This is a genomic window from Janthinobacterium sp. GW823-FHT03B06, assembly GCF_058796955.1.
Window position 1 is genome coordinate 1,098,057 of the sequence record NZ_JBXAJE010000002.1, and the last position, 13,261, is coordinate 1,111,317.

At 65.2% G+C, this 13,261-nt stretch carries 12 protein-coding genes; 8 read left to right on the top strand and 4 right to left on the bottom strand.

Going from position 1 to position 13,261, the window contains the following annotated elements:
• Positions 1 to 142: 142 nt before the first annotated feature.
• Complete coding sequence (gene acpA / locus AC1RBA_RS10955) at positions 143 to 2,263, top strand: acid phosphatase (protein ID WP_492418108.1); 2,121 nt, start codon at positions 143 to 145, stop codon at positions 2,261 to 2,263.
• 56 nt (positions 2,264 to 2,319) lie between these two features.
• Here acpA and AC1RBA_RS10960 read toward each other — a convergent pair whose 3' ends face one another.
• Positions 2,320 to 3,237, bottom strand: a complete 918-nt coding sequence (locus AC1RBA_RS10960; protein WP_492418110.1) for a hypothetical protein — start codon at positions 3,235 to 3,237, stop codon at positions 2,320 to 2,322.
• A gap of 168 nt (positions 3,238 to 3,405) precedes the next feature.
• Between AC1RBA_RS10960 and AC1RBA_RS10965 the strand changes: the two genes are divergently transcribed.
• Complete coding sequence (locus AC1RBA_RS10965; protein WP_230502414.1) at positions 3,406 to 4,278, top strand: hypothetical protein; 873 nt, start codon at positions 3,406 to 3,408, stop codon at positions 4,276 to 4,278.
• Positions 4,275 to 5,777, top strand: coding sequence for a hypothetical protein (locus AC1RBA_RS10970; RefSeq protein ID WP_070310371.1), 1,503 nt, complete (start codon positions 4,275 to 4,277; stop codon positions 5,775 to 5,777). The genes AC1RBA_RS10965 and AC1RBA_RS10970 overlap by 4 nt, the downstream gene beginning before the upstream one ends.
• Positions 5,778 to 6,098: 321 nt before the next feature.
• Here AC1RBA_RS10970 and AC1RBA_RS10975 read toward each other — a convergent pair whose 3' ends face one another.
• Positions 6,099 to 6,518 (bottom strand): hypothetical protein, encoded by a 420-nt coding sequence (locus AC1RBA_RS10975; RefSeq protein ID WP_083287041.1) that lies wholly within the window; start codon positions 6,516 to 6,518, stop codon positions 6,099 to 6,101.
• 315 nt (positions 6,519 to 6,833) lie between these two features.
• Between AC1RBA_RS10975 and AC1RBA_RS10980 the strand changes: the two genes are divergently transcribed.
• Entirely contained in the window at positions 6,834 to 7,904 is a 1,071-nt protein-coding gene (locus AC1RBA_RS10980) for a M29 family metallopeptidase (protein WP_492418112.1), read from the top strand.
• A 3-nt stretch (positions 7,905 to 7,907) separates the two neighbouring features.
• On the opposite strand, the gene AC1RBA_RS10985 is transcribed toward AC1RBA_RS10980, so the two are convergent.
• On the bottom strand, positions 7,908 to 8,867 hold the full coding sequence (locus tag AC1RBA_RS10985) for a LysR family transcriptional regulator (RefSeq protein WP_492418114.1): 960 nt from the start codon (positions 8,865 to 8,867) through the stop codon (positions 7,908 to 7,910).
• Positions 8,868 to 8,976: 109 nt separating this feature from the next.
• Between AC1RBA_RS10985 and AC1RBA_RS10990 the strand changes: the two genes are divergently transcribed.
• Positions 8,977 to 9,816: a phytanoyl-CoA dioxygenase family protein gene (locus tag AC1RBA_RS10990; RefSeq protein ID WP_492418116.1), complete on the top strand. Its 840-nt coding sequence runs from the start codon at positions 8,977 to 8,979 to the stop codon at positions 9,814 to 9,816.
• Entirely contained in the window at positions 9,816 to 10,637 is an 822-nt protein-coding gene (locus tag AC1RBA_RS10995; protein ID WP_492418118.1) for a sugar phosphate isomerase/epimerase family protein, read from the top strand. The genes AC1RBA_RS10990 and AC1RBA_RS10995 overlap by 1 nt, the downstream gene beginning before the upstream one ends.
• Here AC1RBA_RS10995 and AC1RBA_RS11000 read toward each other — a convergent pair.
• A complete protein-coding gene (locus tag AC1RBA_RS11000) occupies positions 10,622 to 11,560 on the bottom strand; it encodes a LysR family transcriptional regulator (protein ID WP_070289172.1) in 939 nt (312 codons plus the stop codon). The two genes, AC1RBA_RS10995 and AC1RBA_RS11000, sit on opposite strands and share 16 nt — an antisense overlap.
• A gap of 130 nt (positions 11,561 to 11,690) precedes the next feature.
• On the opposite strand from AC1RBA_RS11000, the gene AC1RBA_RS11005 reads away from it, so the two are divergent.
• Positions 11,691 to 12,566 (top strand): aldo/keto reductase family oxidoreductase, encoded by an 876-nt coding sequence (locus AC1RBA_RS11005; RefSeq protein ID WP_492418119.1) that lies wholly within the window; start codon positions 11,691 to 11,693, stop codon positions 12,564 to 12,566.
• A gap of 21 nt (positions 12,567 to 12,587) precedes the next feature.
• A complete protein-coding gene (locus tag AC1RBA_RS11010; protein WP_099409588.1) occupies positions 12,588 to 13,049 on the top strand; it encodes a MarR family winged helix-turn-helix transcriptional regulator in 462 nt (153 codons plus the stop codon).
• Positions 13,050 to 13,261: the final 212 nt, after the last annotated feature.

Below are 13,261 nucleotides of genomic sequence, written 5' to 3' on the forward strand. Positions count from 1 at the left end.
ATGTGACCGCTGCGTGACAAGTCCCTGCAAAACGTAATGTATCAAGTCCGTACATTACGTCATGTAACAGACGCTGACATGTCACGCAGCTGACATATTGCCTGCCTAGCATGCGACGTTTTCCACCCAGAAGGCATGAACAATGAAACCGTACGCTCGCCCTGTCTTACGTCCCCTGCCAATCTTGCTGTCGCTGGGCCTGGCCGCCTGCGGCAGCAACTATGCGATCACGCCCAGCACCACGGGCCAGGTGATCGGCAGCTACTATGAAAACGCCCAGGTATGCCTGGAAAGCGGCACCGCCAAGCTGACGTGCGACAGCGGCTCGCCAACGGTGCGCACGGCCGCCGACGGCAGCTACACGCTCGACGGCCAGGGCGCCGTGCTGGTGACCGTCGGCACGGACGCCATCCGCCATGAAGCCATCGGCGACAGCGGCAGCAAGGTGACGCAAAAACTGCTGCTGCGCGCCCCCGCCGGCCACAGCGCCTTCGTCAGCGCCCTGTCGACGGAACTGGCGCAGGTCATGGACGGCAATGGCGGCGACTTTGCGGCCGCCAGCAGCAAGCTGGCCGCGCGCATCGGCGTGTCCGAAGCGGGTCTGGCGTCCGACTTCAACAAGGCCAGCGGCGACGAGCTGGCGAAACTGAAGGCGGAAAACGCCAGCGTGACGGCCCTGATCGCCAGCGCCAGCGCGCAGGCGGCACCGGCCGACGCGCTGGCCGCCCTGAACGGCGCCCTGGCGCTGAACAATATCCAGACCATCGTCGTCATCTACGCGGAAAACCGTGGCTTCGACAATCTGTACGGCCTGTTCCCGGGCGCGAACGGCGTGCCGGGCGTCAATCCCACGTCGACTTCCGCCTACGTGCCGCAGAAAGACTATGACGGCAGCACCCTGCCCGTGCTGCCGCCCACCTGGGGCGGCATGACGGCGGCCGGCCAGAGCACCGTCATCACGCAGGCGCAATCGGCCAACCTGCCGAACAAGCCGTTCCAGATCGACGATGCCGGCAGCCCCCTGTACCTGCCGCAATCGGTGATCACGCGCGACCTCGTGCACCGTTTCTATAACAACCAGATGCAGATCAACGGCGGCGCCAACGACAAATTCGCGGCCTATTCCGACGCGGGCGGCCTGTCGATGGGCTATTACGACGGCAGCAAGATGCAGCTGTGGGACATCGCCAAACAATATGCGCTGGCCGACAATCTGTTCATCGGCGCGTTTGGCGGCTCCTTCCTCACGCACCAGTATCTGATCTGCGCCTGCGCGCCCACGTATCCGAACGCCGACACCTCGGTGGCGAAAGGCTCGATCGCGAAGATCGACGTCGACGCCAACGGCAACTTCGTGCGCCTGACGCCGTCCGCCACGGCGCCGACCACGGTCCTGAACGGCGCGCCCGCCTACGCCAACGACGGCGCGCTGACGCCGGCAGACGGCACGGGCATGTTCTACGCCGTCAACACCATGCAGCCGCCGTTCCAGCCCAGCAGCAACGCCCCGGCATCGGCCGACAGCAGCAAGCTGTATGCGGACACGGGCAAGGCCAACACGCTGCCGCCGCAGACGCAGACGAATATCGGCGACTTGCTCTCAGGCAAAAATATCGACTGGGCCTGGTATGCGGGCGCCTGGAAGGACACGACGGCCCTGGCCACGGCCAGCGCGCGCGCCGGCAGCTTCCCGAATCCGCCGAACTTCCAGTTCCACCACCAGCCGTTTAACTATTTTGCCAACATGGACCCCGTGAAGGCGCCCGCCTACCGGGCCGCCCACCTGCGCGATTTCGACAGCCAGTTCCTGGCCGACGCGGGCGCCGGCAAGCTGCCGCCCGTGACCTTCTACAAGCCGCAGGGCAATTTGAACCAGCACGCGGGCTACGCCAGCGTGGCCGACGGCGACGCGCACATCGCCAGCGTCATCGCCCAGCTGAAGAAGAGTCCGCAGTGGAAAAACATGCTGGTCATCGTCACCTACGATGAAAACGGCGGCTTCTATGATCACGCCGCGCCGCCGAAGGGCGACCGCTGGGGTCCGGGCACGCGCGTGCCGGCCATCCTCGTCTCGCCGTACGTGAAAAAGGGACTAGTTGACCATACGCAATACGATTCGGCTTCGATCCTGCGCGCCATCACGCACCGCTTCGCCCTGCCCGTGCTCGACGGCTTGAACACGCGCGACAAGGCGCTGGTGGCCAACGGCGGCAAGCCGATGGGCGACTTCAGCGCCGCGCTGGCGCTGGTGCCGCAAGAGTAGGGCTGAGTAGGTGTACCCGCCCGGCGTGGCCGCGGCGGGCGTTTTAGTTGTTGGCGCTACTGGCCCGGGGATGCATCGAGCAGCGAGCGTTCGAGCAATTGCGACAAGGCCGCGCGCAGCGCCTGCGTGCGCGCCGCCAGCTCGGGCCGCTTGTAGCGCTCGGCGGCGATCAGGCTATTTTCCAGGCAGACGCGGTCCCCCTTGGCCAGGCAGGCGTCGGCCAGGTCGAGCTGGGCGCTGGCTTGCGCCACTTTCACTTTGGCGTCGAGTTCCAGGGTGTCGGGATCGTCGCCCCAGCGCTTCACGTAGGCGGCCAGGCGCGTGGCGGCCAGCTCCGGCTTGCCCGCGTCGAGGGCCTGGTTGACGCTGCCTTGCAGCGCCGTCCACGCCTGCGCCCGCTGCTGTTGCCTGTCGCAAGTAGCGGCGGACTTGCTGATATTCGCCTGCAAGCGCTTGATCTGCGCGGCGGGCGCCTTGGCGCTTTTCAGCACGGCCAGCGCGCTGCGCGCCCCATCCAGGTCGCACTGCGCCGCCAGCGCGGTGGCGGCCTCGACCTGTTCCGCCACGCTGGCCGGCTTGTCTGCCGGCTTGTTATAAAACCAGATACCGGTCAGCACCACGGCCGCCGCGATCCACGTGCGCAAGCGCACGGGCGGGCGCGGCGGCGGCACCGAGCCCCTGCCGGCAGGCTTGGCGGGCGGCGCCTTGGCCGGCGCGGCAGCAGGCGGCGCGACGGGCTGGGGAGGGGAGACTGGCTGAGGTACGGGCTGAGGCGCGGCTTGCGGCGTGAACACGGGCGGGGCGACGGGCACCGGCGGCGGCATGCGCGGCACCGGCGGCGGCGCCACTACCTTCTCCAGAACAGGCGCTTGCGCCACCTGGCGCGCGCCGCAAAACGGACAATGCGCCACGCGCAGCGGCAAGGTCCGGCCGCAGGCGGCGTTGATGCAAACGTCATTCACTGTTTCAAGCACATTCCAACCTTTTCCTGGAGTCATTCCACTGCGTTCTGCCGCAATATTACCTTACGCGGCCAAGGCAACGGCGCACCGGCCCCGTGTTCCCTTGCCTTGATACCAATCAAAAAGCCTCCGCCGCCGCGGCCTAAGCTACAAGCACAGGCCAAGGACAAGGAGAACGCCATGTCAGCCCACCTGATCATCGAAGACGGCCAGCCCTGGTGGGACAGCGCCGATATCTGGGTCGTGCCCGGCAATGATCCGAATGGCCCGCCCGGCGCACCCATTGCCGGCACCAGCAATTACCTGTGGGGCCGCGTGCACAACACGGGCAACAGCGCCTCGAACGGCGTGCGCGTGGACTTTTACTGGGCCGATCCTTCCGGCCAGATCGCCGTCGGCGCCGCCACGCAGATCGGCTCCGCGTTTGCCGACTTGCCGCCCGGCGCCACGCAGGAAGTGCTGTGCCTGGTACCGTGGGTGCCCGTCATCGTCAATGGCGGCCACGAATGCCTGCTGGCCGTGGCCCACGGGCCTGGCGACGTCAACCCGCTGCCCGACCCGCTGCCCAACGGTTTTCCCTTCCAGCCCAAGCAGCATGACCAGATCGCCCAGCGCAACGTCAACGTGGTGCTGGCGGCCAGACGCGCGCAGTTGCTGGCCATCGCGGTGGCGGCCCTGCCCCGCGAAACGAAAAAAGTGGAACTGCAGATCGAGTATGGCGGCGAGCTGCCGGAGCGCCTGCTGGCCACCCTCGGGCTTGAGCGATGGCAGCCGGCCAGGGACGCACACCTGGTCGCAGGCCTGGCGCGCACGCCCCATTGCAATGGCGACGCGCCCGGCGAGCAAACACTGGTGCTGGAAGTGCCGCGCGGCCAGGCGCAGGCCGTGTATCTGAGCGTGCGCGCCGAAGCCTTGCCGCCACGCCAGTATGCGCTGCTGCGCGTGCTGGAAACCCAGGATGGCAAGCTGCTGGGCGGCGTCACGTATGTCGTCACCGACCTGGAGAAAGAGCAAGCGCAAGAACAGCAAAGCCCCGAGGAGCAAGCATCATGAGCGACACACCCCTGCAGGTGCTGACGCGGCCGTTCGCGATCGAGCCCGTCACCAATATCATGCTGCCCGATGGCATCTTCGACAATGCCATCTATGGCTTGCGCATTGCCGCCCACGTCACCAATATGTCCGGCAGCGCCCTGACGAATGTCACGGTGTACCTGGAAAGCGTGGGCGACCCCGGCATCGTGCCCGTGGCGCGCACCTTCTTCTTTGCCAGCATTCCCGCCGGCGCGGCCATGCTGGTCATGTGGGATGCCGATTTCCAGCATGCGGCGCCCGGCAAGAGGCTCGTCAGCTTTGTCGCCAAGGCGGACGGCTACACGCCGCACCGCTCGATCCAGCAAATCTTCGTGTCGCAGACGCGCTTTGACAGCACGACCAACACCTACACGTGTACGGTCGAGGAAGGCACGCTGGAACTGTCCAAGCCGCAGGGCCATCTGCCGGGCAAGCGCTGGGGCAGCACGGGCACGGATGGGAAGGAGTGCCGCTGCCCGCCCGGCCTGGGCCCCATCGTACCGACCGGCATGACCCTCGTCTGGACGCCGAACCCCGCCTATGCGGGCACGCATGGCGAGCTGCCGTTTTCCGACCCGTGGTGGAAGGTTCTCGCCATCATCATCGCCATCATCGCCGCGCTGGTGGCCATCATTGCCGCCGCGCTCGGCTCCGGCAAGGCCAGCTTCAGCGTGGGCGGCAGCTTCGAGGAAACGGAACCCGACGTGCATTGCTGTTCGCTGGAAGGGGCCGGCTCGGGCCAGCCCGAATTCACGGTGGCGGGCGTGGCCTCGGCCATCGCTTCGGGCGCCATCGCCGTCGCCTGCTCCGATATCGCCGACCCGTTCTGGCGTGGTCAGGAAGCAACACCACCGGCCGCCGGCGAACTGACCCTGGCCGAGCGCGTGGTGGCGAAATGGGTGTTGCCAGAAGCGCCGAATGCGGGCTTGCCCTACACGGCCGACATCAGCTGGGAGTACGATCGTTTCACCACGGGCGCCACCTACCAGCATGCGGTGACCGAAACGCAAGTCAACATCCACGTGGCGGGGCCGGTGGAAACGGATACGCCCGCCGTCGTGCAAGCCTACGAACCGTTGTGGCTGCGCGCCAGTTTCAAGCGCGACAACGGCAATGTCTTCCGCGGCACGGAGCTGTATGCGTTCGTGCTGTTCCAGGCGCCGCAGGGCCTGTATTTCGTCGAATCGCTGACCGACGACGGCCTGGGCTTCGACCCGGGTGCCAACGACGGCGTCTACGCAGGCAGCCTGGACTTGAAGCGCGCTTACCGCACCCTGCTGCAATATGATCAAAAAGTCTACGGCACCTGGAGAGTCTTCGTCTTCGCCCAGGACGTCAACCTGACCAAGCCCGGCACGCCGCCCGAAATCGCCGCCCAGCACATCGGCGGCATGTTCGTCGCCAGCGCCATCGAAATTACCTTCGACGATACCCTGCCCTGCCCGCTCAAGGCGCAGGCGAATATCATCGTGGTGTAGCAAGGAGCGAGAAGCAAGAAGCGAAGTCAGGCGTAGGTCGCGTAGGTCGGATTAGCGGGGCAACGCCCCGCGTAAACCGACACATTGTTGACTCCAAGCCCACGCGACAGTGGCCGCGCAAGCATGCAGGGCCAAGCGCCACCCCGAAGACAGTACGCCAGGACCGAGGGGAAACCTACAAACTGTGGCCTTTCGTACAGCCATTCGTAAGCGCGCCAAGAGCGGCTGAGAAAATGCTCAGGGCTAGGCGCCGCCTCGAAGACAGTACGTCAGTACGGCGAGAGGCAGGCAACAACGCCTTGGGCGTTTTATCAGCCGCTCTTACACCTTGACCGCGTCGGCCTTGGCAATAACCGTGCGCGGAATGATATCCATCGCCGGACACGTATCCATCGCATCCGAATACGCGAGCCAGCGCTGCAGGCTTTCCATGCGGCGGATGGTGATGCCCTTGCCATTGATGTAGCCGATCTGCTCGAAATTGGCGGGGCTGGTGGTCAGTTTCGACACGGTGGGCGCATTGTCGACCAGGCGGTCGTAGGCCTTGCGCGCCTTGTGCTCCCACTTGGCCAGCGCGGGGTCGTCAAAGCGGTTGCTTTCAAAATACACGGTAATGGTGCGGTCGTGGTTGGCAAAGCCGACGATGGCCGCACCTTTGCGTATGGTCAACAGGACATCTTCCTTGACGCCTGTGACGGGAACGAACACGGCAGCACGGCCATCCGCATCCGGCCGCTCCATGGGAATATCTTGTCCGATTATGCTCATCACATCACACTCTTAGTCTTCGCCTGTTGGCTTGTTGTCCCTGCTTCACTGAAAGCATGCCACCGTGCGCATGCGCGCCTTTGCCGCTGCGCCGGGCCGCTTCCAGGCTCGCTGCCATGCCCTGTCATACCGGTTCATACCATTTTTCAAATAATACATTGCCGGAAAGCACTACACAAGATAATCAGGGGCGCGGCAGCCGCCTGTCCTCCGCCGGATGGGGAATGGTGACGGCCGGGGCAATCGCCTTATAATGCTGCGATTACTTCACGCCCCCACCTTCGCACCATGACGCTTCCCGAGAATGACACCAGCCGGCTCGACGCCATCAGCGCCGCCGCCACCGAAGTGGCCGCGCAAAACGTGGCCGACCTGCTGGCCATGGCCATCCGCCACCGCCCGGACGAACCGTCCCTGATCGTCTGCGACAAGCGCAGCTGGCTCAACGTGGTGCTGACGGAAGCGTACCGCCAGGCCTTGCCGGACGCCGCCTTCATCGATTTCGACGACGTCACGCCCGACGCCGTGCTGGCCGCGTTTGCCGAACTGCCGGCCGGCAGCCTCGTCGTGCTGATCCAGTCGACCAGCTTCCGCCTGGAAGCGTTCCGCATCCGCATCGAACTGTTCAAGCGGGGTCTGAAAGTGATCGAACACGTGCATCTGTCGCGCATGCCCGGCGTACAGGGATTGCACTACATCGCCTCGCTGGCCTACGACCCGGCCTATTACCGCGGCGTCGGCCATGCACTGAAAGCGCGCATCGACGGCGCCCGCCACGGCATGGTCGACAGCGGCGGCGAGCAGCTGGTGTTTGCTTCCCCGTTCGAATCGGCCAAGCTCAATATCGGCGACTACAGCGGCATGAACAATATCGGCGGCCAGTTCCCCCTGGGCGAAGTATTCACGGAAGCGCAGGACCTGGAAGCGGTGAACGGGCGCGTGCGCATCTTCGTCTTCGGCGACACGCACTTCATGGTCAACCGCCCCGATACGCCGATCACCCTGATCATCGACAAGGGCAGAGTCACGGGCACGGAGCACGCCACGCCGGAATTTACCGCCATGCTCGAGATCATCCGCGCACATGAAGGTGAAGTGTGGGTGCGCGAACTGGGCTTCGGCATGAACCGCGCCTTTTCGCGCGAGCAGCTGGTCAACGACATCGGCACGTATGAACGCATGTGCGGCATCCATCTGTCGCTGGGCGCCAAGCACGGCGTGTATACAAAACCGCAATTCAAGCGCAAGGATGCGCGCTACCACGTCGACATCTTCGCCGTCACCGAAGCCGTCTACCTGGACGACGAGCGCGTGTATGCCGATGGCGCCTGGACGGTGGAACCGGTCGCGTTCAATTGACCGTCAGCTGAAAACTCCGGCCGCTGCCAGCTCGCGGTCCCACGGCGGCACGGGCTGGTATTCGGCCACCAGGAAATCGATCAGCGCGCGCACCTTGGGCGAAGGCTGGCGGCTGGCCGGATACAGGGCGCTCAAGTGATTCAGGGGCAGGTCCCAGCCGGACAGCACGGGCAGCAGGCTGCCATCGAGCAGGTTGCGCCAGGCGAGAAACGTGGTGCTGTAGACGATGCCGAGTCCCCGCTGCGCCGCCTGGTGCAGCACCAGGCCGTTATTCGCCGTGAAACCCGCCTGCACGCGCACGCTCACTTCCTCGCGCTGTTCCCCTTCTCCGCGCTGGAAATGCCAGTTCGTGCCATCGGTCAAATGGCTGAAATGCAGGCACTGGTGCTTCAATAAATCCTGCGGCGTCTGCGGCACGCCCCATTGCGCCAGATAGGCGGGGCTGGCGCACAGCACGGCGCGGCACGGCGCCAAAGGCCGCATGGCCAGCGCGCTGCTGTCCGGGATGCCGCCCACGCGGATGGTCAAGTCAAAGCCGTGGCGTATCGGGTCGAGCAGCGCATCGTCGACAAACAGTTCGGCCCGCACCTGCGGGTGCAGCAAACTGAAACGGGCGACGGCATCTGCCAGCCACGCGCTGCCGAAGCTCGATGGCGCCTGGATGCGCAGCGGCCCGGCCAGCTCCGCCCCCGCTCCCGCCTGCGCCACGTGCGCCACCATGCGCGCCGCTTCCTGCGCCTGGCTGACGGTGGCCATGCACGGCGCCAGGTAGGCGCGGCCCGCGTCCGTCAAACTCACTTCGCGCGTGGAGCGGTGCAGCAGGCGCGCGTTCAGGCGCTCTTCCAGCTGCATGATGGTCTTGCTGACCATGGCGCGCGTCAGCCCCAGGCGCTGCCCGGCCACCGTAAAGCTGCGCTGGCGCGCCACTTCGACAAAGATTTCCATCGCTTTTAGTTGATCCATGTCAAAGATTGTCATCGCTTTGGCGACAATCTGTCAACCAGAGGGCGATTGTTTGCGCACTGTCCCCATCCTACAATGGCGCCTTCTACCAATCTCCGGAGCCGCCGCCATGCTGACGATCGAACAACAGGAACAATACCAACGCGACGGCTACATCATCCTGCCCGATTTCAAGGGCGCGGATGAAATCGCCGCGCTGCGCGCGCGCGCCGAGCAGATTGTCAACGACTTCGATCCCAGCGTCAGCCAGTCGATCTTCACTACGCGCGACCAGGCGAAGAACACCAACGATTATTTCCTCGCCTCCGACAACACCATCCGCTGCTTCTTCGAGGAAGAGGCGTTCGGCCCGGACGGCCAGCTGAAACAGGCGAAATCGCTGTCGATCAACAAGATCGGCCACGCCATGCACGACCTGGACCCCGTCTTCCGCGCTTTTTCGGCCGACCCGAAACTGGCCGAAGTGGCGCGCGACCTGGGCCTGATGGATGCGCAGGTATGGCAATCGATGTACATCTTCAAGCAGCCCGGCATCGGCGGCGAAGTACGCTGGCACCAGGACGCCACGTATTTCGAGACCACGCCCATCAGCGTGACCACATTCTGGTTCGCGCTGGAAGACGCGACCCTGGACAACGGCTGCCTGTGGGCCGAACCGGGCGGCCACCGCGGCCCCCTGCGCGAACGCTTCATCCGCAACGGCGACCAGGTGCGCGTGGAAAAGCTCGATGCCATGCCGTGGCCCGACGACAGCACGGCCGTGCCACTGGAAGTGAAGGCGGGCGCCCTCGTCTGCTTCCACGGCTTGCTGCCCCACTACAGCGCGCCGAACCGCTCGCCCGTCTCGCGCCACGCCTACACCTTGCACGCCACCGACGGCCAGACCGAATACGCGGCGCACAACTGGATACAGCGCGATGCGGCGTTCCCCGTGCGGGGCTTCGTCTGATGCGCATCGACGTCTTTGCCGCCCACTGGGGCAATAACGAGCTGCCGCCCGACGTCTTCATTGACATGGTAGCGGAGGCCGGCTTCGACGGCATCGAGATGTCGCTGCCGCTGGACGCCGCCCTGCGCGAGGAGTGGACGGGGCGCATCGCCGATGCGGGCCTGGACCTGATCGCCGCGCAGTGGGAAACCGTGTTCCACGGCGACTTCGAACTGCACCGCGCCGCCCTGGCGGAACTGCTGGAAAACGCCTGCCTGGCGCGCCCCGTGCTGGTCAACACGCACACGGGCAAGGATTACTATACCCAGGCGCAGAACGCGGCATTGATCGACCTGGCCGCCGCCATCTCGGCAAAGCACGGCGTGCCCATCGTGCACGAGCTCCACCGCAGCCGCTTTTCCGGCCACCCGATGCTGCTGCTGCCGTATCTGCAGCAGTATCCCGAACTGCCTTTGACGGCCGACCTGTCGCACTGGTGCTGCGCCTGCGAATCGCTGCTGGAAGACCAGCCGCACACGCTGGCGCAAGTGCTGCCGCTGGTGCGCCACGTGCATGCGCGCGTGGGCCATGCGCAGGGTCCGCAGGTGGCCGACTTCCGCGCGCCGGAAGCCAAGCCGGCGCTCGACGCCCACCTGGCCTGGTGGGATGCCATCGTCGCGCTGCGCCGCGCGGCTGGCGCCGAGCGCATGACGTTCACGCCGGAATTCGGCCCAGCGCCGTACACGCAAACGCTGCCCTGGACGCAGCAGCCAGTGACGGATGCGTGGGAACAGAACGTCGCCATGTTGCAGCTTTTACGCCAGCGCTATCCTGCGGATTGAGCAAGCGGCGGAAGCTGCGCAAAATTGGCCTGCACGAAATCGATGAAGGCGCGCAGCGGGGCCGGCAGGTGGCGCCGGCCCGCATAGTATAAAAACGGGCCAGGAAAGGGCATCGCCCAGTCTTCCAGCACGGGCCGCAGCTGGCCCGCATCGATATACGGCTGCAACCACTCTTCAAACAGATACACCAGACCATGGCCGGCGATGGCCATGCTGACCGCGAAGTCGGCCGCCGTCGGCGTGACGATCACGGGGCCGTCCGGCTCCACGCTCACTTTTTGCCCATCGCGTTCGAACTCCCATGGGGGAATCGCGCCACTGAGGAATTTTCCCAGCAGGCAGGCGTGCTGCAGCAGCTCGCGCGGATGCACGGGCACGCCCCGCTGCGCCAGGTAGGACGGTGCGCCCGCCACCGCGAAGCGCTGCGTGCGCGGGCCGATCGGGATGGCGATCATGTCCTGCTCCAGCCGCTCGCCATAGCGGATGCCGGCGTCGCAGCCACTGGCGACGACATCGACAAAATTATTATCGACCACCAGCTCGACCCTGATCTGCGGATAGGCGCGCAGGAACTGGTCGACCATGGGCTGCAAAAAGAAGCGCGCCGCGTTGACCGGCACGTTCAGGCGCAAGGTGCCGCGCGGACTGTCGCGCAAGTCGTTCAGCACGTCGAGCGCGCTGCTCACTTCCTCGAGCGCCGGACGCAAACGCGTCAGCAACAACGCGCCGGCTGCCGTCGGCGTCACGCTGCGCGTGGTGCGTTCCAGCAGGCGGATGCCCAGTTGCTGCTCCAGCCGCCGCAGCGCCTCGCTCAGCGCCGACGCCGACTGCCCGCTGGCGCGCGCGGCCTGGCGAAAACCCCGGTGCTCGGCCACCAGGGCAAAGGCGGACAGGTCGGCCATGGAAGGGTTGTCTGCATGCATGAAGAGAGCTTTCACGGGATAAGATTGTGCGCAAATAAGTACAGCCTGTGCCGGATTGACCCGATTATCATACAGCGTATTCGCCCTTACGATGGCTGCTCCCGTCCCTTACCACCACACAGGAGCCCCCATGCACACGTATGACCCCGCCAGCGACCGCTTCACGCCCGCCCATTGCGACATCGCATTCAACCGCCTCGGCTACGGCGCCATGCAACTGGCCGGCCCGCACGTCTGGGGCCCGCCGAAGGACAGCGCCGTCGCCCTTGCCGTGCTGCGCGAAGCCGTCGAACTGGGCATCAACCATATCGACACGTCGGACTTTTACGGCCCCCACATCACCAACCAGATCATCCGCGAAGCGCTGCATCCATACCGCGACGGCTTGACCATCGTCACCAAGATCGGCTTCGTGCGCGGCGCCGACCAGTCCTGGCTGCCGGCCGCATCGCCGCAGCAGCTGCGCGACGCCGTGCACGACAACCTGCGCAACCTGGGCCTGGACGTGCTCGATGTGGTCAACCTGCGCGCGCCGGGCATGGAAGGCGCCGACGGCTCGTCGCTTGCCGAGCCGCTGTCCACACTGGTGCAGCTGCAGCGGGAAGGCCTGGTGCGCCATATCGGCCTGTCCAATGTCGATGCCGGCCAGGTGGCCGAGGCGCAGCGCATCGCTCCCATCGTTTGCGTGCAGAACCACTACAACCTGGCGCACCGCGCAGACGATGCGCTGATCGACACCCTGGCCGCGCAAGGCATCGCCTACGTGCCCTTCTTCCCCCTGGGCGGCTTTTCGCCGCTGCAGTCCGATACCTTGAACCAGGTGGCGGCCGCCCTGCAGGCCACGCCGATGCAGGTGGCGCTGGCCTGGCTGCTGCAGCGCGCGCCGAATATGCTGGTCATTCCCGGCACCTCGTCCATTGCGCATCTGCGCGAGAATGTCGCCGCCGGCGCGCTCAGGCTCGACGCGCAGGCTTTAGGGGCATTGGGGTCGCTTGCAACTAAGTAGCGCACTATATATACTGTGCCCATGGATACCACCACCGCCCCCAACCCCTTGCACCAGGTGCCGCGCCTGGACGGCCAGCTGTGCTTTGCGCTGTACTCGACCTCGCTTGCCATGAACAAGCTGTACCGCAAGCTCCTGCGCAAGCTCGGCCTGACCTATTCGCAGTACCTGGTGATGATGGTGTTGTGGGAGCGCGACGGCCTGACGGTGTCGGAAGTGGGCGAGCGCCTGTTCCTGGACTCGGCCACCCTGACGCCCTTGCTCAAGCGCATGGAGCAATCGGGGCTGCTGACGCGCACGCGCGCCGCCAGCGACGAGCGCCAGGTCATCATTTCCCTCACGCAGCAGGGCGATCAGCTGCGCCACGAAGCGGCCCTGCTGCCCGAAGCCATCCTGACGGCCAGCCACTGCAGCGTGGAACAGATTGTGGACATGAAACAACAACTGAACCAGTTGCGCGACAGCCTGATGAAAAGTGAGTAAAAGCGCTGCTTTCCCGAGCAAAATCAGATAAAGCATCCACCTGACGGTCCCGGCAAAAGCCAGTCCATCATCTGCCTTTCTTTATGGCTCTGTCCCCGTTAAGTAGGGGAAGTTCAGGAATCTTCCTGTATCCCCGCTGTCTGACTGTGCATCGCAGACAAACGGGAGCCTTTCATGCAGATAGCTCAATGGAAAACCTTCATCGCCCAGTT